23 protein-coding genes and 1 tRNA gene are annotated in these 22,288 nt (G+C 64.6%); 16 read left to right on the top strand and 8 right to left on the bottom strand.

Going from position 1 to position 22,288, the window contains the following annotated elements:
* Positions 1-254: 254 nt before the first annotated feature.
* Together dnaG and rpoD are read left to right on the top strand one after the other, a co-directional pair.
* On the top strand, positions 255-2,270 hold the full coding sequence (gene dnaG / locus F8237_RS09420; RefSeq protein ID WP_151643987.1) for a DNA primase: 2,016 nt from the start codon (positions 255-257) through the stop codon (positions 2,268-2,270).
* A gap of 378 nt (positions 2,271-2,648) precedes the next feature.
* The gene (rpoD, locus tag F8237_RS09415) at positions 2,649-4,796 is read left to right on the top strand and encodes an RNA polymerase sigma factor RpoD (protein ID WP_151643985.1); all 2,148 of its coding nucleotides are present in this window, start codon (positions 2,649-2,651) and stop codon (positions 4,794-4,796) included.
* A gap of 112 nt (positions 4,797-4,908) precedes the next feature.
* Here rpoD and F8237_RS09410 read toward each other — a convergent pair whose 3' ends face one another.
* Positions 4,909-5,145, bottom strand: a complete 237-nt coding sequence (locus F8237_RS09410) for a hypothetical protein (RefSeq protein ID WP_015688406.1) — start codon at positions 5,143-5,145, stop codon at positions 4,909-4,911.
* A 571-nt stretch (positions 5,146-5,716) separates the two neighbouring features.
* Positions 5,717-6,049: a hypothetical protein gene (locus F8237_RS09405; protein WP_151643983.1), complete on the bottom strand. Its 333-nt coding sequence runs from the start codon at positions 6,047-6,049 to the stop codon at positions 5,717-5,719.
* Positions 6,050-6,327: 278 nt separating this feature from the next.
* On the opposite strand from F8237_RS09405, the gene F8237_RS09400 reads away from it, so the two are divergent.
* Complete coding sequence (locus F8237_RS09400) at positions 6,328-7,134, top strand: lytic murein transglycosylase (protein WP_151643981.1); 807 nt, start codon at positions 6,328-6,330, stop codon at positions 7,132-7,134.
* Between the two features lie 153 nt (positions 7,135-7,287).
* Here the strand turns inward: F8237_RS09400 and F8237_RS09395 are convergent, their stop codons facing one another.
* Positions 7,288-8,118, bottom strand: coding sequence for an SDR family NAD(P)-dependent oxidoreductase (locus tag F8237_RS09395; RefSeq protein ID WP_151643979.1), 831 nt, complete (start codon positions 8,116-8,118; stop codon positions 7,288-7,290).
* Positions 8,119-8,247: 129 nt separating this feature from the next.
* On the opposite strand from F8237_RS09395, the gene F8237_RS09390 reads away from it, so the two are divergent.
* The 4 genes from F8237_RS09390 to F8237_RS09375 all read left to right on the top strand — a co-directional run bounded on the left by F8237_RS09390 (position 8,248) and on the right by F8237_RS09375 (position 11,800).
* Entirely contained in the window at positions 8,248-8,622 is a 375-nt protein-coding gene (locus F8237_RS09390) for a response regulator (RefSeq protein ID WP_151643977.1), read from the top strand.
* A gap of 84 nt (positions 8,623-8,706) precedes the next feature.
* Positions 8,707-9,318, top strand: a complete 612-nt coding sequence (locus tag F8237_RS09385; RefSeq protein WP_151643975.1) for a LysE family translocator — start codon at positions 8,707-8,709, stop codon at positions 9,316-9,318.
* Positions 9,319-9,926: 608 nt separating this feature from the next.
* Positions 9,927-11,138, top strand: coding sequence for a GGDEF domain-containing protein (locus tag F8237_RS09380; RefSeq protein WP_151643973.1), 1,212 nt, complete (start codon positions 9,927-9,929; stop codon positions 11,136-11,138).
* Between the two features lie 35 nt (positions 11,139-11,173).
* Positions 11,174-11,800, top strand: coding sequence for a peptidoglycan recognition protein family protein (locus F8237_RS09375; RefSeq protein ID WP_151643971.1), 627 nt, complete (start codon positions 11,174-11,176; stop codon positions 11,798-11,800).
* A gap of 55 nt (positions 11,801-11,855) precedes the next feature.
* Here F8237_RS09375 and F8237_RS09370 read toward each other — a convergent pair whose 3' ends face one another.
* Positions 11,856-12,197, bottom strand: a complete 342-nt coding sequence (locus F8237_RS09370; RefSeq protein ID WP_151643969.1) for a hypothetical protein — start codon at positions 12,195-12,197, stop codon at positions 11,856-11,858.
* A gap of 110 nt (positions 12,198-12,307) precedes the next feature.
* On the opposite strand from F8237_RS09370, the gene F8237_RS09365 reads away from it, so the two are divergent.
* The gene (locus F8237_RS09365) at positions 12,308-12,829 is read left to right on the top strand and encodes a hypothetical protein (protein ID WP_151643967.1); all 522 of its coding nucleotides are present in this window, start codon (positions 12,308-12,310) and stop codon (positions 12,827-12,829) included.
* A 191-nt stretch (positions 12,830-13,020) separates the two neighbouring features.
* Here F8237_RS09365 and rpoH read toward each other — a convergent pair whose 3' ends face one another.
* A complete protein-coding gene (gene rpoH / locus F8237_RS09360) occupies positions 13,021-13,920 on the bottom strand; it encodes an RNA polymerase sigma factor RpoH (RefSeq protein WP_151643965.1) in 900 nt (299 codons plus the stop codon).
* 219 nt (positions 13,921-14,139) lie between these two features.
* Positions 14,140-15,147: an RluA family pseudouridine synthase gene (locus F8237_RS09355; RefSeq protein WP_151643963.1), complete on the bottom strand. Its 1,008-nt coding sequence runs from the start codon at positions 15,145-15,147 to the stop codon at positions 14,140-14,142.
* On the opposite strand from F8237_RS09355, the gene F8237_RS09350 reads away from it, so the two are divergent.
* The 3 genes from F8237_RS09350 (at position 15,146) to F8237_RS09340 (ending at position 16,220) form a co-directional block, all read left to right on the top strand.
* Positions 15,146-15,490 (top strand): hypothetical protein, encoded by a 345-nt coding sequence (locus F8237_RS09350; protein ID WP_074120296.1) that lies wholly within the window; start codon positions 15,146-15,148, stop codon positions 15,488-15,490. The two genes, F8237_RS09355 and F8237_RS09350, sit on opposite strands and share 2 nt — an antisense overlap.
* A 57-nt stretch (positions 15,491-15,547) precedes the next feature.
* Positions 15,548-15,622, top strand: a tRNA-Glu gene (locus F8237_RS09345).
* A gap of 58 nt (positions 15,623-15,680) precedes the next feature.
* The gene (locus tag F8237_RS09340; protein ID WP_151643961.1) at positions 15,681-16,220 is read left to right on the top strand and encodes a 2'-5' RNA ligase family protein; all 540 of its coding nucleotides are present in this window, start codon (positions 15,681-15,683) and stop codon (positions 16,218-16,220) included.
* Between the two features lie 38 nt (positions 16,221-16,258).
* Here the strand turns inward: F8237_RS09340 and F8237_RS09335 are convergent, their stop codons facing one another.
* The gene (locus F8237_RS09335) at positions 16,259-16,756 is read right to left on the bottom strand and encodes a GNAT family N-acetyltransferase (RefSeq protein WP_151643959.1); all 498 of its coding nucleotides are present in this window, start codon (positions 16,754-16,756) and stop codon (positions 16,259-16,261) included.
* A gap of 3 nt (positions 16,757-16,759) precedes the next feature.
* Positions 16,760-17,152, bottom strand: a complete 393-nt coding sequence (locus F8237_RS09330) for a type II toxin-antitoxin system TacA family antitoxin (RefSeq protein ID WP_445432971.1) — start codon at positions 17,150-17,152, stop codon at positions 16,760-16,762.
* A gap of 89 nt (positions 17,153-17,241) precedes the next feature.
* On the opposite strand from F8237_RS09330, the gene F8237_RS09325 reads away from it, so the two are divergent.
* The 5 genes from F8237_RS09325 (at position 17,242) to F8237_RS09305 (ending at position 22,283) form a co-directional block, all read left to right on the top strand.
* The gene (locus tag F8237_RS09325) at positions 17,242-17,454 is read left to right on the top strand and encodes a hypothetical protein (RefSeq protein WP_151643957.1); all 213 of its coding nucleotides are present in this window, start codon (positions 17,242-17,244) and stop codon (positions 17,452-17,454) included.
* Between the two features lie 284 nt (positions 17,455-17,738).
* A complete protein-coding gene (locus F8237_RS09320) occupies positions 17,739-18,164 on the top strand; it encodes a hypothetical protein (protein WP_151643955.1) in 426 nt (141 codons plus the stop codon).
* Positions 18,165-18,406: 242 nt separating this feature from the next.
* Entirely contained in the window at positions 18,407-19,558 is a 1,152-nt protein-coding gene (locus tag F8237_RS09315; RefSeq protein WP_151643953.1) for a hypothetical protein, read from the top strand.
* Positions 19,559-19,862: 304 nt separating this feature from the next.
* A complete protein-coding gene (locus F8237_RS09310; RefSeq protein WP_244626104.1) occupies positions 19,863-21,353 on the top strand; it encodes an amidohydrolase family protein in 1,491 nt (496 codons plus the stop codon).
* A gap of 3 nt (positions 21,354-21,356) precedes the next feature.
* Positions 21,357-22,283, top strand: coding sequence for a CobW family GTP-binding protein (locus tag F8237_RS09305; protein ID WP_151643951.1), 927 nt, complete (start codon positions 21,357-21,359; stop codon positions 22,281-22,283).
* The last annotated feature ends 5 nt before the right edge of the window (positions 22,284-22,288 follow it).

The following is a 22,288-nucleotide window of genomic DNA, read 5'->3' as shown; positions in this document are numbered from 1 at the left end:
GGCCCGGATGCAGCCGGGCCGTCGCCCTGCGAGGCTCGCCGAAGAGGGCGAGCACCTCCAGCGACAACCGCTTCGCGGTTGCGCGGGGGTGACGGCGAAAAACGATCGGTCTCAGCCGCGCTCCGCGCGCCCATAAGGAGGGAAGGGCCCTGTGAACAGCGCGGATAACCCGCCTAAACCTGACTTCTGGGCAGGCCGCACCTATATCCCTGATCCTTCGCCCGACTCACCCTGGTTCGCGCTAGACAAAGCCCATGCGCTTCACGCCCCAATTCCTCGACGAGCTTCGCGCCCGGCTTTCGGTCTCCGAAGTCGTGGGCAAGCGCGTCAAGCTGAAGAAGGCGGGGCGGGAGTGGAAGGGGCTGTCGCCGTTCCAGCAGGAGAAGACGCCGTCCTTCTACGTCAACGACCAGAAGGGTTTTTACCACGACTTCTCCTCTGGCAAGCACGGCGACATCATCACCTTCGTGATGGAGACCGACGGCCTGCCGTTCGCCGAAGCGGTCGAGCGGCTCGCCAGCATGGCGGGCCTGCCGCTGCCTGCGGTGACGCCCGATGCGGCGCGGCACGAGCAGCGGCGTCGGACGCTGCACGACGTCATGGATCTTGCCGCGAAATATTTCGCGGAAACGCTGGCCTCGCGCCTCGGCGCGAAAGCGCGCGGCTACCTCGCCGACCGCGCGATCTCGCCGGCGACGCAAGTGCAGTTTCGCCTCGGCTATGCCTCGCCCGATCGCTTCGCGCTGAAGGAGCATCTCGGCAAGCTCGGCGTCTCCGTCGACGACATGGTCGAGACCGGCTTGCTCGTCGCCGGCAACGACATTCCCGTGCCCTATGACCGCTTCCGCGACCGCGTGATGTTTCCGATCACCGATCTGCGCGGCCGCGTCATCGCCTTCGGCGGACGGGCGCTGGAGAAGGACGTTCCCGCAAAATATCTGAACTCGCCGGAGACGCCGCTCTTCCACAAGGGCGACAATCTCTACAATCACCAGACCGCGCGCGCCGCCGCACATAACGGTGCTTCGCTGATCGTGGTCGAAGGCTATGTCGACGTCATCGCCATGGTCACCGCGGGCTTTGCGGGCAGCGTGGCGCCGCTCGGCACTGCGCTGACCGAAAACCAGCTTCAACTGCTCTGGAAGATGGCGGACGAGCCGATCCTCTGCTTCGACGGCGACAAGGCCGGGCAGAAGGCGGCCTATCGCGCGGCTGATCTTGCGCTGCCTTTCCTCGCGCCGGGCAAGAGCCTGCGCTTTGCGCTGCTGCCGGAAGGGCAGGATCCCGACGATCTCGTGCGCTCCGGCGGCCGCGGCGCGGTCGAGGAGGTGATCGCGGCGGCGCGGCCGCTTGCCGACATGCTTTGGTCGCGCGAGCTCGAAGGCGGCAATTTCGCCACCCCTGAGCGCCGCGCCGCGCTGGAGGCGCGCATCAAGGAGCTCTCGAACGGCATCCGTGACGAGGTGGTGCGGCGCTATTATCGCCAGGATCTCGCCGAGCGGCTTCAGCGCACCTTTGCCCCGGAGAGCGGCCGCGGCGGCTTTGCCGCCCGCGGCAATTTCCGCCCCGGTGGCGGCGGCCGCCCGTTCCAGCCCCGCGGCGGGGGGCAGGCGAATCGATTCGGCGGCCAGGGATTCGGTGGTCAGGGACGTCGCGGCCCGCCCGGTCCCGTCATGCTGCCCTCCGGTCCCTACCAGGCGGCAAGCCCCCAGCTGGCGGCGAGCCCGATCATGCGAGGCCAGCGCAGCGCCATTTCCCGGCGCGAGGCCCTGATCCTGCAAATCCTGATCAATCATCCCTGGCTGCTGCATGAGCACCTGGAGGAGGTGGCCGCCCTGGAGCTGGCCCACCCCGAGGCCCACAAGCTGCGGGCCGGCATCATCGCCGCCTTCGCCAATGACCATCACCACAGCCCGGACCCTGGTGAACAGGCCGAAAAGATGCGATCCGACATCGAAAAGGGCGGATTTTCGCAGCTTCTTCAAAGGGTTGAGAGCGGCATCACGACCCAGGCGGTGTGGGGCGCCCGCGAAGGGGCGGCGCCGGACGACGTTCTCGCCACCTGGCACCAGCTCGTTGCCTTGCATCGGCAGTACCATTCACTACTTAGAGAGCTGAAGGACGCCGAGCTGGCCTTGGGGGAGGATCCCAGCGAGGCCAATATGGCGTGGCTTCGTGACGTGAAGGCTCGGTTGGCCGAAGTTGACGGCACCGAGGCCCTGATCGAGGGTTTTGGCGAGCTGTCGGGCCGGTTCCAGAAGAGCGTCTGATGAAAGAATCATGCGGACGGCCGGGGCCGGAACCGCTAAAAGACTCGCCAAATCCAAGGTTTGGCGGCAAAAACAGGGTTAATCGAGGCTTAACGGTCTTGTAGCACTTTGGCCCCCAGGCGGCCGCAGGCAGAACAGACGCGTCAGGAATGAATCCGCGCAATAGCTGTTGGCACTTCACCTGCATCCGCTGTGACAAAGAGGCTCACGAAGCGTTAGGCAAATCCGGCGAGAGAAAGGTCGGGGTGGCGAGAGATATGCGCGCCGCCCTTTCCGTGTCGAGATCTGGCGAAGCGAGAGCGTCGAGCAACAGGTTCAAGTGATTTCAGGCGGGCGGGCCGATGTGCCTTCCGCATGAAGCGCGTTTAGGAGCAATGGATGGCCACCAAGGCAAAGACGCTGCAGACGAAGGACAAGGAAAAAGACGACAAGGCACCGGACGCTCCGGAGAAGGATTCCCAGGACGCGCCGTCGCCGTTGCTCGATCTGTCCGACGCGGCAGTGAAGAAGATGATCAAGCAGGCCAAGAAGCGCGGCTTCGTGACCTTCGATCAGCTCAACGAAGTTTTGCCGTCCGACCAGACCTCCCCCGAGCAGATCGAGGACATCATGTCCATGCTCTCGGACATGGGCATCAACGTCACCGAAGCCGACGATAGCGGCGACGAGGAGGAAAAGGACGAGGGCGGCGAGGACGAGACCGACAACGAACTCGTCGAGGTCACACAAAAGGCCGTCACCGAGGTCAAGAAGAGCGAGCCGGGCGAGCGCACCGACGACCCCGTGCGCATGTATCTGCGCGAGATGGGCACGGTCGAGCTCTTGTCCCGCGAAGGCGAAATCGCGATCGCCAAGCGCATCGAGGCCGGCCGCGAGGCGATGATCGCAGGCCTCTGCGAAAGCCCGCTGACCTTCCAGGCCATCATCATCTGGCGAGACGAGCTCAACGAAGGCAAGATTTTCCTCCGCGACATCATCGATCTCGAAGCGACCTATGCCGGGCCCGATGCCAAGGCCGGCATGAACACGGCGATGATCGCCGGCCCCAACGGCGAGAACGGCGAAGCGTCGGCCGAAGGCGGCCAGCCTGCCGGTGCGCCCGCGCATGTCGCGCCGCCCGCTGCGCCGCCGGCGCCGACGCCGTTCCGCGCCGCGCCTGCGCCCGGCAATGCCGGCGAAGCCGAGAAGGATCCGGGCGAGGCCGCGGCCGAAGCCGACATGGACGATGACGACGAGTTCGAGAACCAGATGTCGCTTGCGGCAATCGAGGCCGAGCTCAAGCCGAAGGTCGTCGAGATCTTCGACAAGATCGCCGAGAGCTACAAGAAGCTGCGCAAGCTGCAAGAGCAGGACATCCAGAACCAGCTCGAGAGCACCTCGCATGGTCCCTCGCTGTCGCCGCACCAGGAGCGCAAGTACCGCAAGCTCAAGGACGAGATCATCGTCGAGGTGAAGTCGCTGCGCCTGAACCAGGCGCGTATCGACAGCCTCGTCGAGCAGCTCTACGACATCAACAAGCGCCTCGTGTCCCACGAAGGCCGCCTGATGCGTCTCGCCGACAGCCACGGCGTCGCGCGCGAGGATTTCCTGCGCAACTACACCGGCTCGGAGCTCGATCCGCGCTGGCTCAACCGTGTCTCGAAGCTTTCGGCCAAGGGCTGGAAGAATTTCGTCCATCACGAGAAGGACCGCATCAAGGACCTCCGCCACGAGGTGCACCAGCTCGCTGCGCTCACCGGCCTCGAGATCGTCGAGTTCCGCAAGATCGTGCACTCCGTGCAGAAGGGCGAGCGCGAGGCACGTCAGGCCAAGAAGGAGATGGTGGAAGCCAACCTCCGTCTCGTGATCTCGATCGCCAAGAAATACACCAACCGCGGCCTGCAGTTCCTCGACCTGATCCAGGAAGGCAACATCGGCCTGATGAAGGCCGTCGACAAGTTCGAGTACCGCCGCGGCTACAAGTTCTCGACCTATGCGACGTGGTGGATCCGGCAGGCGATCACCCGCAGCATTGCGGACCAGGCCCGCACCATCCGCATCCCCGTGCACATGATCGAGACGATCAACAAGATCGTGCGCACCTCGCGCCAGATGCTCAACGAGATCGGCCGCGAGCCGACCCCGGAAGAGCTCGCCGAAAAGCTCGGCATGCCGCTCGAAAAGGTCCGCAAGGTCCTCAAGATCGCCAAGGAGCCGCTCTCGCTCGAAACGCCCGTCGGTGACGAAGAGGATTCGCACCTCGGCGATTTCATCGAGGACAAGAACGCGATCCTGCCGATCGACGCCGCGATCCAGTCGAACCTGCGCGAGACCACCACGCGCGTGCTCGCCTCGCTCACCCCGCGCGAAGAGCGCGTGCTGCGCATGCGCTTCGGCATCGGCATGAACACCGACCACACGCTGGAAGAAGTCGGCCAGCAGTTCTCGGTGACGCGCGAGCGTATTCGTCAGATCGAAGCCAAGGCGCTGCGCAAGCTGAAGCATCCGTCGCGGAGCAGGAAGCTGCGGTCGTTCCTGGACAACTAAGTCGGATCGTCATGCCCGGGCCTGACCCGGGCATCCATCCAAAAGAAAAACGGCGGGCCTAGGCCCGCCGTTTTTCTTTTGGATGATACGTCGCGTGTCCAGCGCGCGGCGCCTACTTCTTCTTCGCGCCGACCCGCTCGAGATCCTTGATCTCCAGCGGCGGACGGCCGGACTTTTCGGCGATCTCGCGGTCCTGCTCCATGATGAAGGCACGGGCGGGCTCGTCGCCATCGAGGCCTCCGAGCAGCTCCGAAGGTACGCGCCGGTTGGAGCGTTGGGAGCCGTCTTCATAGAAGACGTTGAAAAAGGCGAATTCGCCTTTGGGATTGGTTCCGGGTTTTTTGGCCATGGCGGGCTTGTCGTCGATCAGGGCGCCATAGTCAAATGACTTTGGCGGCTTTCCGGGGGACAGCAGGACTTCCGCGGCCTCGGAACCGGATGCGCGATCGATCGACGACAACCGTTGCGATATGATTTGGGGCGGATGGAAACGTCCAGCGCTTCGTGAAATCCGATGCATCCGGTTGATGCGGCCCCGACCTCAATAAACGACGGGCCGCAAAGCCCGCCGTTTATTTTTGGCCTTCAGCGTCGCCCGGGGCTGGCAGGGCAACAACCTAAAATAGAAGGCTAATACCATCGCCATGCCATGGCAAGGCAAATCATGATGGCGTTGATGTCGCAGCGTGCGCATCAGATATGCGTCGATGGCGAGCGCCGCGTGCACGAATTTTCGAAGCAGATGATTGGATCTTCAAAGCACCTTTGTTCGGCATCGTCGCTCTCGCAATGCAGCGAGAGCTCGCATGGATGTGTTGAAATGCGTAGAGCTGCATCCTTTCCGAATGGGCGCGGCGGGTTCTCATTCCCTGCACGCGAATTCCCTGCACGCGAACGCATTCGAATTCGCGGTGCATATCTCAACGCGTGTGCGTGCGCTGCGCCAGTTCCTGCACGGCGAGCCGCGGTCCGTGTCCGCCACCGCGCTGGCCGTCATCCTCTTTATCTTCCTTGCGTCCCTGCAGCATGATCGCGCTGCCCATCGCGGCTGAGCCGAACGTGATGAGGAAGGAACCGAGCAGGACGAGAAGCGCAATGCCGGGGGCTCGGTCGGCGAAGATCAACTCGCGCAGATGTCCGGGGTTCAGCCAGAGCAGCCCACCGACGAGCAGCGCCGCGGCGCAGGCGCCGATCGCAAGGTTGATAGCGAGCAGGCGAAACAGGGGGATGCGGAGCAGGGAAAAGGGCGCCATGGCTCTGGCCTTGATAGCCGCGTGTGGCGGCGCCGCGTTTGGAATCTTCGATGGTCGCACCCTACACCTGTATTGCCCGACGGGTCAAATGAATTCGGTAAAACAGTAGACGGCTCCGTCACGCTTCTACTATGCATGGGGTTGTTTTTCGGTTTTTGTTTCGCCGCAGCGAGAGGTCGTCATCCGGGCCAGAGCGGTTCCGTGTCGCTTTGACGCGAATCTCGTTCCCGGGCATGATCCGGGCGCGCTTCGCGCCCAACTCATGAGGATTGTTTCGGATGCTGAGATCGCTTGCCGCCACCGCCTTCGTCGTCTGTCTGGCCGGCGGCTCGGCCGAGGCCGCGCGCTGCGGCGGCGACTTCAACAGCTTCGTCGCCAGCATGGCCTCGGAGGCGCAGGCGGCCGGCGTTTCGGCGAGCGTGACCAATGCGGCGCTCAGCGGCGTGCAGCAGGACGGCGCGGTGCTCGCCTTCGACCGGCGCCAGCGCCACACCTTCAACAAGAGTTTCGAGCAGTATGTCTCGACCCGCGTCGGCCCCGGCCGCATCAATGGTGGCAAGGCGCTGTTGCAGCGTCACGCCGCGCTGCTCTCGCGCATCGAGCAGCAGTTCGGCGTGCCTCGCACGATCCTGGTTGCGATCTGGGGCCTTGAGAGCGATTTCGGCAAGGGCGACATCGGCAAGATGCCGGTGGTCCGCACGCTGGCGACGCTCGCGCATGACTGCCGCCGCACCGAGCTGTTCCAGGGCGAGCTGCTCGCAGCCCTCAAGATCGTGCAGCGCGGCGACCTGCCGCTGCGCGACCTGATCGGCGCCTTTGCCGGCGAGATCGGCCAGACCCAGTTCCTGCCGTCGTCCTACATCAAGTACGGCGTCGATTTCGACGGCGACGGCCACGTCGACCTCCGCCACAGCGTCCCCGACGTGCTCGCCTCGACCGCGAACCTGCTCCACAGCAACGGCTTCAAGATGGGCCAGCCCTATGGCGAAGGCACCGCCAATTTCGAGGCGATGCGGGAGTGGAACCGGGCGGTGATCTACCGCAAGACGATCGGGTATTTTGCGGACCGGCTCGCGGGGCAGTGAGGGGGCCGCATACTCGGTGTCATCGCCCGCGCAGCCGGGCGATCCAGTACTCCGTGACGTCAGCGGCGCATCGAGAAGCCGCGGCGTACTGGATTCCCCGCCTTCGCGGGGAATGACTGCGCGATGTGTGGCGAGGCCAGCGCATTCCCCACCTCACTTCCCCTTCGCCATCTTCTCCAGCTTGCGCTGCAACGGCGCCCAGTACGTCCCTGGGCGGAAGCGCTGCAGCAGGTCCATGAAGCGGGCGTCGTTGCCGATCAGGATGCGCGGCTCGTTCTTCTCGATGCCCCTGATGATGCGCAGCGCGGCGTCCTTTGGCGTCGTCTTCGCCGCACTCTCGAACCGCTCGATCGATTGCGCGCGGCGGGCATTGTCGGTGACGCCGACCCCGGTGCGGGAATTGCGCGCGATGGCGGTGGCGACGCCGCCGGGGTGCACGACCGAGAGCCTCACCGGGCTGCCCGCGACCGCGAGCTCATGGCGCATGCTCTCGGAAAAACCGCGTACCGCGAACTTGGCCGCCGCATAGGCCGACTGTCCCGGCGGCGCGATGATGCCGAAGATCGAGGAGAGGTTGACGATGTGCGCCTCGGATCTGGTCTTCAGATGCGGCAGGAAGGCGCGGGTGCCGTGCACGACGCCCCAGAAATTGATGTCGAACAGCCACTCCATCTGCGCCTGGTCGATCTCCTCGAACGACCCCATCAGCGCCACCCCGGCATTGTTGATGACGATGCCGAGCGCGGGATGCGCCGCGACCGCATCGGCCGCGAACTGCGCGATGTCGCCGGCTTCGCCGACATCGACGCGATGCACGCTGATCTTGCGATCTCGTCCGATCTCGGCGGCGAGCGTCTTCAGCCCGGCCTCGTCGCGATCGGCGAGCGCGAGGTCGCAGCCGCGGCTTGCGAGCTCGATGGCGAGGGCGCGGCCGATGCCGCTGGCGGCCCCGGTAATGGCGGCTGCGCCGCGAATCGTTGTCATGGATCCCCCCGTCAACTTCTGGATAGGGACTATGATTTACATTTTTTCAGAATGGAACCGAACCATATCGCGTCTGGTCCCCTTAACCCAGGTTACTTGAGCGGAGGCGAGCATTCTGGGAGCAGTCAAATGGGACAGGCGCAGCCATATCAAGCGACCGCGTTGATCGTTGAGGACGACGCCATGCAGCGGGAGATGCTGAGTCTCCTGCTGGAAGAGAGCGGCTACCTGGTCATCCAGTGTGAAAGCGGCGAGGCCGCTGAACGCGTGCTGGACAAGAACGCCGGCGCGCTGTGCCTGATGCTCACGGACGTGCAGCTCGCGGGCCGCATGACCGGGGTCGAGCTGGCGCACGTTGCCAAGGGCCGCAATCCCAGGCTCGACGTCGTCGTCACCTCCGGTCGCCCGCTGATGCAGCCCTTGCCCGATGGCGCCAAATTCTGGGCCAAGCCATGGGCGCCGCTGGACGTCCTGCGCGAGGCCGAACTCGCCCAACTGAACTAACACAGTGCCACTTCGCAGCAGCGGCCGGCCCGCTGACCGGGTCGTGATTTCCCGGTCAGCGTCGGGGGTGATAGGGACGAGACCATGTCCTGGTCCTTCCTGCTCACATCGCTCATCGTGGTCGCTTCGCCCGGTACCGGCGTGCTCTACACGCTGGCCGCGGCGCTCACGCGCGGCTCGCGTGCCAGCGTCGCGGCCGCGTTCGGCTGCACTCTCGGGATCGTGCCGCACATGATCGCGGCGATGCTGGGCCTCGCCGCGGTGCTGCACACCAGCGCGCTCGCCTTTGCCGCGTTGAAATGGGGCGGGGTGCTCTATCTGCTCTATATGTCCTGGCAGGCGCTGCGCGAGACCGGCGCGCTTTCGGTCGAGGGTGGCATCAAGGAGCGCTCCAGCGGCCGGGTCATCGTGACCGGCTTCCTGATCAACATCCTCAATCCCAAACTCTCGATCTTTTTCCTCGCCTTCCTGCCCCAATTCGTTGCGGTGGACGAGGCCCATGTGCTGGCGCGGATGCTGGAATTGAGCGGCGCCTTCATGGCCATGACCTTTGCCGTGTTCGTCGTCTATGGCCTCTGCGCCGCCTCGGTGCGCGAACGCGTCATCTCGCGGCCCCGCGTGATGGCCTGGCTGCGCCGCAGCTTTGCCGCGGGCTTTGCCGCCCTCGGCGCCAAGCTGGCGTTCGCGGAGCGCTAGGCTCTTCGTGGGAGCGTTCGCTCCTCGAGCACCTGCCAATAAAAAAGCGGGCCTGGGGCCCGCCATCTTCAAGCTCGCTTACCCGACGCCCGGGCGGAGCGAAACTCCACCCGGGCAAAGAACATGCTGGCTACTTCTTCTTCGCGGCCTTCTTGGCCTTCTTCTTCGTCGCCTTCTTCGCCTTCTTCGCTTTCTTAGCCATAGTATCCTCTCAAGGGTTCATGGTTAAACGCGACACGAGGGATGCTCGGCGGAGGGCCAGCCTCGCAACATCCTCGACGACAAACTCAGCAGATTCGCGAGCGCCTGCCCCGCGCTGTCACATCTGTGTCATTACGTTATCCACAGCTCAGATGCATTTTCGGGTGATTTTTGCCCGCGAATCCGCCTTGCGAGCGCGCTCGCGACGCGCGAGGCGACATGGCTAACGATCCGGCAATCACCGCGCGCCGTTCATGAATCCAAAACCAAGGGCGGACTTTCGCAGATCGCAGTGAGGTTCCGTTAAGTGCAACCCGCGCATTCTTTGCCGCAAGAAAACGGGGACGGGTCATGGACGAACGGCTGCCAGAGACGGGGGGCGCGACGCTGCGCGGGCTGCGGTCGCCATGCTGAACTTGCCGACACTCTGGACTGTCTTCGTCGTCAACTTCCTGGCGCTCGGCCTGATCTGGGCCTACGTGACGCACTCCTATCCGAAATTTGCGGCGGCGCGGTTCTGGATGGCATCGTGCTTCGTCGGCGCGACGGGCGCGATGACGGCACTGATCCGCCTGTTCGTTGACTCCCCGCTGCCGCTTCTGATTGGCGCTGCCGGTGTCATTGCGGCGAGCTGCCTCGCCGCCATGGGCATTCAGCGCTTCTACGATCGACCGGTCTCATGGCGAGTCCTGACCGCAACGGGATGCGCGAGCCTCGGCGGCGTCGTGGTCTTCATGGTCGGCTTCGAGCAGATGCAGTTGCGCATGCTCAGCTACACGCTTGGTCAGGCCCTGCCGCTGGTGCTGGCGCTTCGTCTGCTCCTGTCGCCGCCGGTGGGCCGTGTCAGTCCGGGGGCCCGGCTGTCCGGCATCGTGATCCTCATCATGATCGCAATCTTCGCGGCGCGTTCAGTCGGCAACCTGCTCGGCGGCGACTTCTCGTCGGTGGCCGGCGGTCAGGCCCATGCCGTGATGGTGCTGGGGCTCCTGTTCCTGTCGATGACGCTCAATTTCGGCTTCCTGCTGATGGCGATGGACCGGCTGCGCAACGAGGTCGCCGACCTCGCCCTGCTCGACGATCTCACCGGCGTCGCCAACCGGCGGCATCTGCTGCAGCGCCTGTCCGAGGAATGCGCCCGCTCGGAGCGCAGCGGCGAGCCGTTCTCGCTGCTGGTGATCGACCTCGACGGCTTCAAGACCATCAACGACACCCACGGCCACGCCGCCGGCGACGATTGCCTCCGGCACTTCACCCTGATGGCGCAGACGCGGCTGCGGCCGGGCGACATGCTCGCCCGCACCGGCGGTGACGAGTTCTGCGTCGTGCTGCCGTCGTCCTCCTTGCGCGAAGGCGCGCTGATTGCCCGTCGTGTGCTCGAGGTCTGCCGTCAGGATGCCGCGGCCTGCGGCGGCCAGGAGATCCCGATTGCGATGTCGATCGGCGTCGCCGAATGGGATCGCAGCGTCGGCCAATTCCCGGACCGTCTCATCGCGCATGCCGACCATGCCCTCTATGCTGCCAAGAAGAACGGCAAGAACGACTTTGCCGTCTACGATCCGGCACCGCCACTCTCGCCCGAGCCCCATGGGCTCGGTGAGGCCGCGCGCAAATTCGCATAAAGCCTGCTAGGATTTGGGTCCGCTATTGGACCCGTATGATGATCTCCCGCCTGCTCGCGGCTGTTCTCGCTGCATTCGCCCTGGTCATTCCTGCCGCCGCAACGGACGCCGGGCTCGCAAAGCTCGCGCGCGCGTCCGGCACGCCCGATATTCCCGGGCTGAAGATCGTGTGGCTTGCGCCGTGGGGCGATGTCCAGAACGCCCACCCCTGGCGCAACATCATCGTGCACCAGACCGAGGGACCGGCGGGCTCGGCGCGCGGCGGCGCGCAGGAGCAGTCGAGGAATCCGACCCGGCGCGGCGTCACCGTGTGGGTCGAGACCGACGGCACCGTCTATTGGGCGGTCGCGGAGAATCTTGTGCCGACCCATGGCGACGGCGCCAATCGCAACGACAACAAGTATATCGACAACAAGCCGACCTATCGCCAGGTCGTGCGCGGCAATTCGATCGGCGTCGAGTTCGCGGGCAATTTTCCCGATGTCACCGCCGGTCCGACCGAGGCGCAGGTCGCGGCCTGGAAGATCCTCGTCCAGATCCTGCGCGCGCGCTACGGCATCCCGCTCGACCACGTCTATGCGCACAACTGGATCGACTACAAGGACGCGCGCTATTGCGAAGGCTGCTGGCTGGCGACCTTGGCAAGGACCTGGGGGGAATGAAGGTGCCCTCCCTCGCCCCCGCTTGCAGGGAGAGGCGAAGAAGCAGCTAAAGTGATTACACCGGCTGCGACATCCAGCCGAACAACCGCCGGATCAATCCCGGCCGCCGCGGCACTTCGGGCGGTCCGTCCGCCGCCAGGACGCGTTTGAAGAAGTAATCCAGGAACACCATGTCGTTCGGCTCGGTGACGGTGAATGTCTCCGCGCCGAAGAATACGCTGTAGTTGAAGAAGAACGGACCTATGATCGGGTACGCCGCGGTGCTCGCATAATCCTTCGAGATCACGAACTCCCGGGGGTCGAGCCCGTGCTCGCGCATCGCCTGCTCGACCAGCGGCAGCTTGCGCATGAACTGGGCGGAGAAACCGCCGACGGTGGATTGCAGGATGATCGACACGATGGTGTCCGTTCAATGGATGTGCCGGCCGGTCCTTGTGGGTCGGTTGACCGGCAGCGCGGGTTCAAGGCAAGCTCGGTTGTACCCGGGTTGAGGGGGAGGGGACTGTGATGGCCGTCTCAGTCGGCAGCGCCGCGCGCGTCGATGTTCGCAAGGTCGCGCAATCGCGTCGCGCATCGTCGCGCGGCCTGCGCGCCGTCGGCGCGATGCCGGCGATCGTGCTTTCGCTGTGCGCCTCGCTGCTGGTGGCGCTGGAGACGCCGAGCAAGCCGTTCCTCGACAAGAACAGCTTCTATCTCGCCTCCACCGGCTTTCGCGTGCAGGTCGCCAATGACGCCGCGGGCCAGAAGGCGCTGCGCGCGCTGCCGCCGCATCGCTTCGTGATGCACCGGAACGGCGGCAATGTCCGCTATCTCTACGCCGAGCCGCAGCATTGCGTCTGCATCTTCATGGGCACGCAGGCCGCCTTTGAGGCCTATCGCGGCATGCTTCTCCGCGGCGCCGACCAACCCGACATCGTCTCCGCCGACTACAAGACCCAGGCGAGCGCGCTGCTCGACGAAACACCGGCACAGCTGGACTCGCTGGCCGAGCCGGACTCGCTCGCGGATTATTTTCGGGCGTTTTATTGAGCCACACTCATCGCGGCATTCACCGTTGTCATCGCCCGGCTTGACCGGGCGATCCAGTATTCCGAGCCAGTCATGGCTGAGGCCGCGCTTCGCGTCACTCAGGCAAGGCACTACCCCAACAAAAAAGCCGGCGTCACCGCCGGCTTTTCCGTCTCTTTCGATCCGCCAATCTCTGGGGCCAAAGCCCTCGCTTAGTGCGCGGCTTCCAGCGCGGCCTGTTCGGCCTTTGCGATCGTGCCCTTGACCGCAGCCTGCACCTTTTCGAAGGCGCGGACCTCGATCTGGCGGACGCGCTCGCGCGACACGCCAAACTCGGCGGCAAGGTCTTCCAGTGTCATCGGCTCATCAGCGAGGCGGCGGGCCTCGAAGATGCGGCGTTCGCGCGGGTTGAGCACGCTCATGGCGCCGTTCAGGGCGTCGCGGCGTTCGTCATATTCCTCGTGCTCCGCCAGCATGGCTTCCTGGTTGGGCGTATTGTCGACCAGCCAGTCCTGCCATTCGCCGGCTTCGCCGTCGTCGCGGATCGGTGCGTTGAGCGACGCATCGCCACCGAGGCGGCGGTTCATGTCGATCACGTCCTGATCGGTGACGCCGAGGCGCTTGGCGATGATCTTCACCTGGTCGGGGCGGAGATCGCCTTCGTCCAGCGCGTTGATCTTGCTCTTCGCCTTGCGCAGGTTGAAGAACAGCTTCTTCTGGTTCGCGGTGGTGCCCATCTTCACGAGCGACCAGGAACGCAGAATGTACTCTTGAATCGACGCCTTGATCCACCACATCGCGTAGGTGGCGAGACGGAACCCCTTCTCGGGTTCGAAGCGCTTCACCGCCTGCATCAGGCCGACATTGCCTTCCGAGACGACCTCGGAGATCGGCAGGCCGTAGCCGCGATAGCCCATGGCGATCTTGGCCACGAGGCGGAGATGGCTGGTGACGAGTTGGTGCGCGGCGTCGCGATCGTCATGCTCGCGCCAACGCTTGGCGAGCATGTATTCCTGCTGGGGTTCCAGCATCGGGAACTTGCGGATCTCGGCGAGGTAGCGAGAGAGGCCGGATTCTCCATTGAGCACCGGCAAAGCAGCGGTACGGGCCATAGGCGAGCCCTCCAAAGGTTCAGGCCCCCGATAGCGGCGGGCCAGGCAGACGACCGCTTTGTTAAAGCCGGCCGTAGCTGCGATGTTCCGCGTTGGTCATTTCCAACGCAGCCGCAATATACCTCATCGGGGGGCAAAAAGGGAAGGATTGCTGACGTCACGTCCCCGTGTGGCAGCTATAACTTTTTGTAATGTAACGCTTTTCTTAAGAGGCCTGCGTCATAGCGCCGCTTTCAGTGTGCTCTGCAAGAGAAGCAAATCCTCCGGTAGAGCCGCCTCCCAGTGAAGAAGTTCTCCGGTCCTCGGGTGCTCTAATACCAGAAGATAAGCGTGCAGGGCCTGCCGTCCAAGGGCAGCCAGGGCGGCCTGCGATTCCGGTCCGAGCTGGTTCGCCTTGGTCTTGAAATGCGGGCCATAGACCGCGTCGCCCATCAGGGGGTGCCCGATATGAGCGAGGTGGACGCGGATCTGGTGGGTGCGGCCGGTCTCGAGCTCGCAGGCAAGCAGCGTCGCGATCGGCTTGCCGTCGCGCCCGGCAAAGCTCTCGAGGATCTCCCAATGGGTCACCGCCTCGCGCCCGCTCTGGCGCACCGCCATCTTCTCGCGCGCATAGGGGTGGCGGTCGATCGGCGCATCGACGGTGCCGCGGTGCCGGCCGGGCACGCCCCAGGCGAAGGCCATGTAGCCGCGCCGCATCGGTCCGGTGCGGCCGTGATCGGCGAATTGCGCGGTGAGCGAGGCATGGGCGAGGTCGTTCTTGGCGACCACCATCAGTCCCGTCGTGTCCTTGTCCAGCCGGTGCACGATGCCGGGCCGGCGCACTCCGCCGATGCCGGACAGCGACGTTCCACAATGGGCGATCAGCGCATTCACCAGCGTGCCGGTCTCGTGGCCGGCCGCGGGGTGCACCACCAGCCCCTTCGGCTTGTTGAGCACCACGATGTCGTCGTCCTCGAACACGATATCGAGCGCGATATCCTCGCCCTTGGGCTCGGCGGGCACCGCCTCAGGCACGTCGATTATGATCGTATCGCCGGAACTGACGTGATAAGCGGGGTCGCGGATCGCGGCGGCCTTGAGAGTCACCGCGCCCGCCAGAATCAGGGCTTTCAGCCTCGATCGCGACAGGTCGGTGAGGTGCGCCGCCAGCACGCGGTCGAGCCGGGCCGAGCCCTCGGAGCCTTCGACGACAACCTCCAACCTTTGCGCAGAGCCCGAGTTTTCCATGACGACGTCTGATACCGCTGTTCCCGAACCGAGCCCCGAGCAGGCCGCGCTGTTTGCGCGGGTGCGGCGGATGATGCTGATCGCGGGGTTGACCACGGCGCTGGCCATCTGCGCCGTCCTGATCGCGGTGGGCTACCGCCTTTTCAAGTCCGAGGGAAGGGCGCCCGAGCCGGTGGGCGACGTCACCGCCACCCTGCCGAAGGGCGCCAGGATCGTCTCGACCGGGGTGGCCGGCGACCGCCTCGTCGTCACTCTCGATATCGGCGGGGTCACCGAGATCCGCACCTTCGACGCCCACACCCTGAAGCCGGCCGGAAAGCTGAAATTTGCCAATGAGCCGTAAAAGGCCCGCCCGGGTCCTTGCGGCGGACAAATTTCGAGGTTATTGGCTAGCCCGCACGCTCCCTTCGTCTAGCGGTTAGGACGCGGCCCTCTCAAGGCTGAAACAGGGGTTCGATTCCCCTAGGGAGCGCCAATATTGGACGATGCCGTCCTTTCATCCCGATTGATTGTTGTACCCGCCAGGTGAACCTGTGGCATTGGCGATCAACATCCGCGCCGAAAATGGGTCCGCGGGCGAAATCGAGCGGTTGTGGGATCGGGTTGGTACGTTCGAAGTCGAACCCTCGATGCGCCAGCTCGGGTACCGGCCTCATTTTACGTTTGCAATCTACGATTCGCCCGCGATTGACGAAAAGACGGCGTGGGATGCGCTGCTAAAGGCAGTCGACGACGAAGCGCAATTGCTTATCGAATTCCGGCGCATTCGCTGGTTCGAAGGTTCTCCTCTCGTCCTGTGGGCGCAGCCTGCGGCCGACAATGTCCTGATCCTGATCCGCATTCACGACGCAATCAGCGCGGCAATCGATCCGTCGCATTGTCGTCCTCATTACCGACCGGGTGCCTGGACGCCACATTGCACGCTCGGGACGCGCATCACCGACGTGTCGCGCGACGACGCGATTGCATTCGCCCAGTCGTTCGACGGTGGAATTGAAGTCCTGTTTGACATGGTCGATTGTGTTGCCTTTCCGCCGGTACGGGTGGTTGCCGAGCAGAGATTGCAGCCGTAGTTGGTCGCCACCAAACGCGCGCTTTCCGAGAACACGCTCTACCGCAGCGATGCCGCAATGTCGGCAATCGGCCTGAAGAGAACCAGCGGATCATCTTTCGAAGCAAGGAAGCCACGTCGCTTCCAGAACGCAGCAGCTTCGGCGTCGACCGCGTTGACGATCAGCGCGCGCCCTCCGATCAGGCCTGCGGCCGCGACGCAGCGCTGGAGCGCGTGCTTGAGCAGGCCGGTGCCAATTCCCTTGCCGATCCAATTTTCATCAGTCGCGAGCTGTCCCAGCAGCAGGCAGGGTACAGGGTCGGGCGGCTGACCGGTCCGTATGGACCGTGGCAGGGACGATGGCACGATTGCCGTCGGCGCGAGGCCATAATAGCCGACCACCCGCGTCGCCTCGTGAACGACCATCACCGCCGTAAAACCCTTTTCCTGGTTGGACAGCGCCCGCGTCTTCAGCCATCGGTCGAGTGATGGCTTGCCGCAGGAGAACTCGTCGAGATCGTGAACCGGCGTCAATGGTTCGGGGCCGGAGATTGCCAAGCCTCAGCGCCTTTTGCCCGTGCGAGTGCTCTCCCAGGGCGCTGGGCGCTGGAAGAGTTCAACCATTTCCGGCACCGGGGCAGCCGGTCCGGACATCGTCGCCATGAACGCTTTGAAGCCAGCCGGGCTCATGCGAATGGGGGCCGTCTCCATCAGCACGTCCTCGGCCGCGCGTACGGCCGCATCACGAACGAAGTCCGTGCGTGAGCGACCGCGCAGCGCCGCCGCCCGGTCGATGATGGCAATGTCGGTTTCCGGCAGCCGCATCGAAAGCGGATGCTCCTTGCGCTCAACGGCACGGGGCATGATGAACCTCCACAGCAGCCAATATAGAATTTGTAGCGCATTTTGCAATACCGTGAAGGACGACGCGAAATTATCGTGATAGCCCGCCACGGGTGATCATCGTCACAGCTCTCGCCGGGCGTGTGCGCGCATCCTGCCCGTGCTTGCGGGATGGCCCGCATCACCAACTGGAGACGCCAATGACAAATCCTGACGACGTCGGTTTTGAGAACCGCGAACTGTCCATCGAAGAGCTCGACGCCATTGCCGGAGGCGGCGTCTGGGGCTGGATCAAGCATGAAGTTCATTCGGCTGCGAAGTGGGTCGGCGAACAATGGGGCAAAGGCATCGAAGCCCTGGGCAGTCTCGGCGGCGGCGGCCACATCAACATCACCATCCACCGGCAGAACTGAGCGAACGGCTTGTCCGCCCTGCGATCTCCGGGCCTTCGGGTCCGGAGATTTTGGCGTGCCAGGCGGCTCGCGAAGGAATCCTTGACAACCCGTCGCCGTGCGTTGCAACCTGATGTTGTTGTTCTGCGGGGGCGGACATGGGGGCTACGCGTCGGCATCAGGCGACAACGCCGCGCCATTTGAGATCTGCGGCAGCCGTGTCGACGGCTTCTCCGCGGATCGGACCCGTTCTTTCGACAGCTTTCCCTCCGATCCTCGCTCTGCCGCTCGATGCCCGAGGCTGGATGCGTGCGGTACGCGCCGCGGCACTGGGCTTCGTGGTCACGAGCGCGTTGTGCGCGCTGATCGCATGGCCCACCGATGCGGTCGCGAAGGGCAATCGGGTGCCGGCCTGGTATCCGGGGCCAAGCTGCAATGATCCCGCAGTGCTCGGTCAGATCGCCGCTGAATTCCGCGGTAGACATTGGGCCTCTGCGGGCTTCGAAAGCGTCGACATACGCCCAGCCGATTGGGAGTCCTGGCCGCAGCAGCTCATACCGCGGCGTTTCTGCGAGTGGCGGATCAGGATGTGGCGTGGTGCTGAACCCGTGATCCACCCGATCTACTACGCGATCATTGCGACTGATCCAGGCTACAGGCTCGAATGGTGTGCCGTGGGGCTCGATCGACAGTGGCCCTACGATCCACGATGCAGGCTTGCGCATCCCTAGCCCGGCAACGATTTGAAGCGGTCCGGTTCGGCCATCGCTCCGGCGCACGCGTCGGGGCTGATCATTTTATCAACGTGCTGTTTTTCAAGTGATGAGTGGGGGGCGTCATGCGTACGGGTATCGTCGAGTCGATCCGTCAATTGGGGCGTGGTCGCAATTTCGATGTGTGGCCATTGAAACGTGTGGCTGCGCGCGGCTTCAGGCCATCAGGCGGCGCAAGAGGCATCTGCGCGTTTCTCGCAGTGGCAGCATTGGCTGGCTGCTCGATCCATCCGCTGGTCGATGACGTGTCCCCGATCCCGACCGAAGCGATCGTGGCGGCCGCGCGCTGCGAGCTCAGGCTCGGCCTCGTCCATCAGGTCGAGGTCTGGTTCGCGGACGAGGATCCGCCGGTGACGGGATTTGACCCGAACACCATCGGCGACAAGGGTAATCTGGAACGGATGTATACCCTGTTCCCGAAGACCAAACCGGAAAATAAAGGCGATTGGGAGCAATATCTGGATATTGCGATTGCCTATGACTGGACCTTCGACATCACGGAAACCAACCATGCCGATGCCAGCGTCGGCTTCCGCTTGCCCGTGCTCAACCCGGCCGGCACGGTCGACGTCGGAGCCGGCGGCAACGCCAACGCGACCAGGCAGGCCAAACGTACATTCAAGAACCAGGACTCGTTCAGGGACCTTCTGACGAAGAAAAGGTATGAGTTCTGCAACGACATCAACCGCTCCGTCGAATACTTTCCCAACACTCCGAATCGTAGTCCGCCGTTCGAGCCTCAGCCCGAACGCGCTCTTTATCCGATCACCGGTTCGATCGGATTGGCGCGCGCGGTGACGTCGTTCCTGAAAATAGCGGTCCAGGATGGCGCCCTCGACACGTTCACCGACGAGCTCACCTTCACCACGACGTTCGATGGAAGGGTCGGCGGTGCCGTGACGCTCGCGCCGGTGCCGAAGGAATTCCGGCTGGTGAACGCCAGCACGAACTTCACCGGATCGCGCCTGGACATGCACAAGGTCAAGATCAGCATGGCCTTCCCGAGAGCGAGAGTGACGCAAAAGCAGAAGGTCGCTGACCTGCTGAAGGACGTCAAAGGCGGCTACGAGCTGAATGCGCTGTGGCGCGCGGCCTATGCGCTCTGCGTCGTCGATGCGAGAAGCCGCGAGGACGACTTCAAGCGGCTCCGGCTCGATCCACCCGAAGTCACCTGTCTCAACTCGACGGATGCGTTCTATCCGCGAGGAAACGGCCGCACCAATTCGCTGCTATATGGCCGCCGGTATGAATTTCTTGATGAGAGAGTCAAGTTGGAGCCGCAACAGCGGGTCATGCAGGGGGTGAAGGCGCCAGGCCCTGGCGGCGGGCCGGCTCCGCCACAGGTCAAGTGAGAATCAGCCGACGATTTCGATCTCATCCAGCGCGCACCATTCGCGCAACGCGCGATCGGTGGCCTTCGCCTCGAATCCGATCGGCGGGCGAATTAATGCCGCTGGTTGTTGCCGTCCAACCCGAACACCTCGGCGAGCATCGATCTCACGCGTAAGCATGCAGCATCGGCATCGGCGGTGGTGGTCGTCTGCCGGAAAATCTGCTCTATGCGCGCCGGGACGGTGCGCGATGCGGCCGGTCTCCGCTTCCAAAGCTGCTGCCGGGCCTTTGGAGGTTTTGGCAATAGCTTTTCGGAGTGACGATATGAGCGGTTTGGTGATCAGCGGCGGCCGGGTGGTGGATCCCGCGAGCGGGATGGACGCCGTTGGCGATGTGGCGGTAGTGGACGGCAAGATCGCTGCCGTCGGCACGGGCCTCGGCGGCGCCGAGCGGGTGATCGACGCGACCGGCCTCGTGGTCGCCCCCGGTTTCATCGATCTGCATGCCCACGGCCAGTCGATCCCGGCCGACCGCATGCAGGCGTTCGACGGCGTGACGACGACGCTCGATCTCGAGGCCGGCGTGCTGCCGGTCGGGTCGTGGTATGAGCGCCAGGCCAGGAAAGGCCGCGTGCTGAACTATGGGGCCGCCACCAACTGGGCCTTTGCGCGCATCGGCGCGATGACGGGCTCCAATGCGGAGAGCTCGCTGGAGGCGTTCGGCAACGCCATGCGCGACCGGCGCTGGATCGACAACGTGGCGAGCGATGCGGAGGTCGCCGGCATTCTCGAGCGTCTTTCGCGCGGCCTGAACGAGGGCGGCATCGGCATCGGCATCCTGAACGCCTACGCCCCGGGCGCCGGCGTGCAGGAATTGACCGCGGTCTGCCAGCTCGCCGCAAAGCAGGACGTGCCGACCTTCACCCATGTCGCCTACATGTCGCGCGTCGACCCCGAGAGCGCGGCCGAAGCCTATATCCGCCTGATCGGCTATGCCGGCGCCACCGGCGCGCACATGCACATCTGCCATTTCAATTCGTCGAGCAAGACCGACATCGAGCGTTGCCGCGAGCTGATCGCGAAGGCTCAGGCGCAAGGCCTGCCCATCACGGTCGAGGCCTACCCTTACGGCACCGGCTCGACCGTGCTGGCCGCCGCGTTCTTCAGCGATCCAGAATTCGTCGAGCGCAACGGCACCGGCTATGATTCGGTGCAGCGCGTGACCGACGGCTACCGCTTCCACGACCGCGAGGAGCTGCTGAAGGCGCAGGCCGAGGAGCCGTCCTCGCTGGTGCTCTGGCATATCCTCGACACCGAGAACAACGCGCATCACCGCGATCTCCTCGACATGTCGGTGCTGTATCCTGGCGGCGCCATTGCCTCCGACGCGATGCCGTGGACCACGTCGGACGGCAAGACCTACACCGGCGATGCCTGGCCGCTGCCGGATGACGCCACTTCACACCCGCGCTCGGCCGGCTGCTTCACGAAGTTCATCCGCGAATGGGTGCGCGAGCGCAAGACCGTGTCGCTGCTGGAAGGCGTGCGCAAATGCGCGCTGATCCCGGCGGAGATCCTGTCGCAGAGCACGCCGGCGATGCGCGCCAAGGGCAGGCTTGCCAAGGACGCCGATGCCGACATCGTCGTGTTCGACTACGAGAAGCTCAGCGACTGCGCGACCTTCACGGCGATGAACCGTCCGTCGGCGGGCGTGCGGCATCTGGTGGTCAGCGGCCAGCCGCTGATCAGCGACGGCATCCTCGATGTCGCGGCACGGCCCGGCAAGCCGGTGCGCCGTCCCGTCGTCGAGGCTTGAGACATGCCGGTCCCCATTCTCCTGGTGACGGGCTTTCTGGGGGCCGGCAAGACCACGGTCGTGAACCATCTGCTGGCGCATGCGGACGGCCGCCGCATCGCCGCAATCGTCAACGATTTCGGTGCGATCAACATCGATGCGGAGCTGATCGCGGGCGCCAGCGACGGCGTGGTGAGCCTTGCCAATGGCTGCATCTGCTGCTCCCTCGAAGGCGATCTGCTCCGTACGCTCTCGACGCTGCTGCGGCGCGATCCGAAGCCGGAATATATCGTCATCGAGACCAGCGGCGTCGCCGATCCCGCCGACATCGTCCGCAATCTGATGGACCCGGTGATCCTGCGCGAGGCGCCGCTGGAAACCGTGGTCTGCGTGATGGACGCCGGCACGCCGCCGGCGGCCCTCGATGACGCGCTGATGCGGTCGCAATTGCGCGTCGCCGACATCGTGGCGCTGAGCAAGCTGGATCTGGCGGAGGAGGGCGCGGGCGTCCGGATCCGCGAGGCCATCCGCGCCCTGCGCGTGCCTGCCGTGGTGGTCGATGCGCAAAACGGCGAGATCCCGTCCGCGCTGCTGTTCCCTGCGGCCGTCGATCGCGCGCCGGCGTCGCGGGAGCCGGGGCCGAAACGCCCGGCAGAGGAGCGCTTCGAGACGCTGAGCTGGACCTCGGACCAGCCGCTGTCGCTGCCGCGCCTGCAGCAGGCCATCGGCCGGCTTGCGCCAAAGCTTGCGCGCGCAAAGGGCCTGTTCGAGACCGTCGAGCAGCCCGGACGCCTGATGGTGTTTCAATTCGCCGGCGGCCGCGCCACGCTCGCGCCCGGCGATGCGCCCGCCCCTGGCGTGCCGCGCGCGAGGATCGTTTTCATCGCCGAACTCGGCGTGATGTCGAAGGCCGAGCTCGACGGGATCATGGCGGCGTGCGTTGCGGGCTGACTCGA

It is taken from the genome of Bradyrhizobium betae (assembly GCF_008932115.1).
GTDB classification, from domain to species: domain Bacteria; phylum Pseudomonadota; class Alphaproteobacteria; order Rhizobiales; family Xanthobacteraceae; genus Bradyrhizobium; species Bradyrhizobium betae.
Note: the sequence above shows the minus strand (reverse complement) of the source record. Positions and strands in the feature narration are given on the sequence as shown.

Bases quoted from the DNA above. Each gene is read 5' to 3' on its own strand.
- F8237_RS09385 (WP_151643975.1), top strand. From the start codon at position 8,707: ATGTCCTGGTCCTTCCTGCTCACATCGCTCATCGTGGTCGCTTCGCCC.
- F8237_RS09390 (WP_151643977.1), top strand. From the start codon at position 8,248: ATGGGACAGGCGCAGCCATATCAAGCGACCGCGTTGATCGTTGAGGAC.
- F8237_RS09375 (WP_151643971.1), top strand. From the start codon at position 11,174: ATGATGATCTCCCGCCTGCTCGCGGCTGTTCTCGCTGCATTCGCCCTG.
- F8237_RS09365 (WP_151643967.1), top strand. From the start codon at position 12,308: ATGGCCGTCTCAGTCGGCAGCGCCGCGCGCGTCGATGTTCGCAAGGTC.
- F8237_RS09325 (WP_151643957.1), top strand. From the start codon at position 17,242: ATGACAAATCCTGACGACGTCGGTTTTGAGAACCGCGAACTGTCCATC.
- F8237_RS09310 (WP_244626104.1), top strand. From the start codon at position 19,863: ATGAGCGGTTTGGTGATCAGCGGCGGCCGGGTGGTGGATCCCGCGAGC.
- F8237_RS09320 (WP_151643955.1), top strand. From the start codon at position 17,739: ATGCGTGCGGTACGCGCCGCGGCACTGGGCTTCGTGGTCACGAGCGCG.
- F8237_RS09380 (WP_151643973.1), top strand. From the start codon at position 9,927: ATGCTGAACTTGCCGACACTCTGGACTGTCTTCGTCGTCAACTTCCTG.
- F8237_RS09400 (WP_151643981.1), top strand. From the start codon at position 6,328: ATGCTGAGATCGCTTGCCGCCACCGCCTTCGTCGTCTGTCTGGCCGGC.
- rpoH (WP_151643965.1), bottom strand. From the start codon at position 13,920: ATGGCCCGTACCGCTGCTTTGCCGGTGCTCAATGGAGAATCCGGCCTC.
- F8237_RS09305 (WP_151643951.1), top strand. From the start codon at position 21,357: ATGCCGGTCCCCATTCTCCTGGTGACGGGCTTTCTGGGGGCCGGCAAG.
- F8237_RS09350 (WP_074120296.1), top strand. From the start codon at position 15,146: ATGACGACGTCTGATACCGCTGTTCCCGAACCGAGCCCCGAGCAGGCC.
- dnaG (WP_151643987.1), top strand. From the start codon at position 255: ATGCGCTTCACGCCCCAATTCCTCGACGAGCTTCGCGCCCGGCTTTCG.
- rpoD (WP_151643985.1), top strand. From the start codon at position 2,649: ATGGCCACCAAGGCAAAGACGCTGCAGACGAAGGACAAGGAAAAAGAC.
- F8237_RS09405 (WP_151643983.1), bottom strand. From the start codon at position 6,049: ATGGCGCCCTTTTCCCTGCTCCGCATCCCCCTGTTTCGCCTGCTCGCT.
- F8237_RS09410 (WP_015688406.1), bottom strand. From the start codon at position 5,145: ATGGCCAAAAAACCCGGAACCAATCCCAAAGGCGAATTCGCCTTTTTC.
- F8237_RS09395 (WP_151643979.1), bottom strand. From the start codon at position 8,118: ATGACAACGATTCGCGGCGCAGCCGCCATTACCGGGGCCGCCAGCGGC.
- F8237_RS09355 (WP_151643963.1), bottom strand. From the start codon at position 15,147: ATGGAAAACTCGGGCTCTGCGCAAAGGTTGGAGGTTGTCGTCGAAGGC.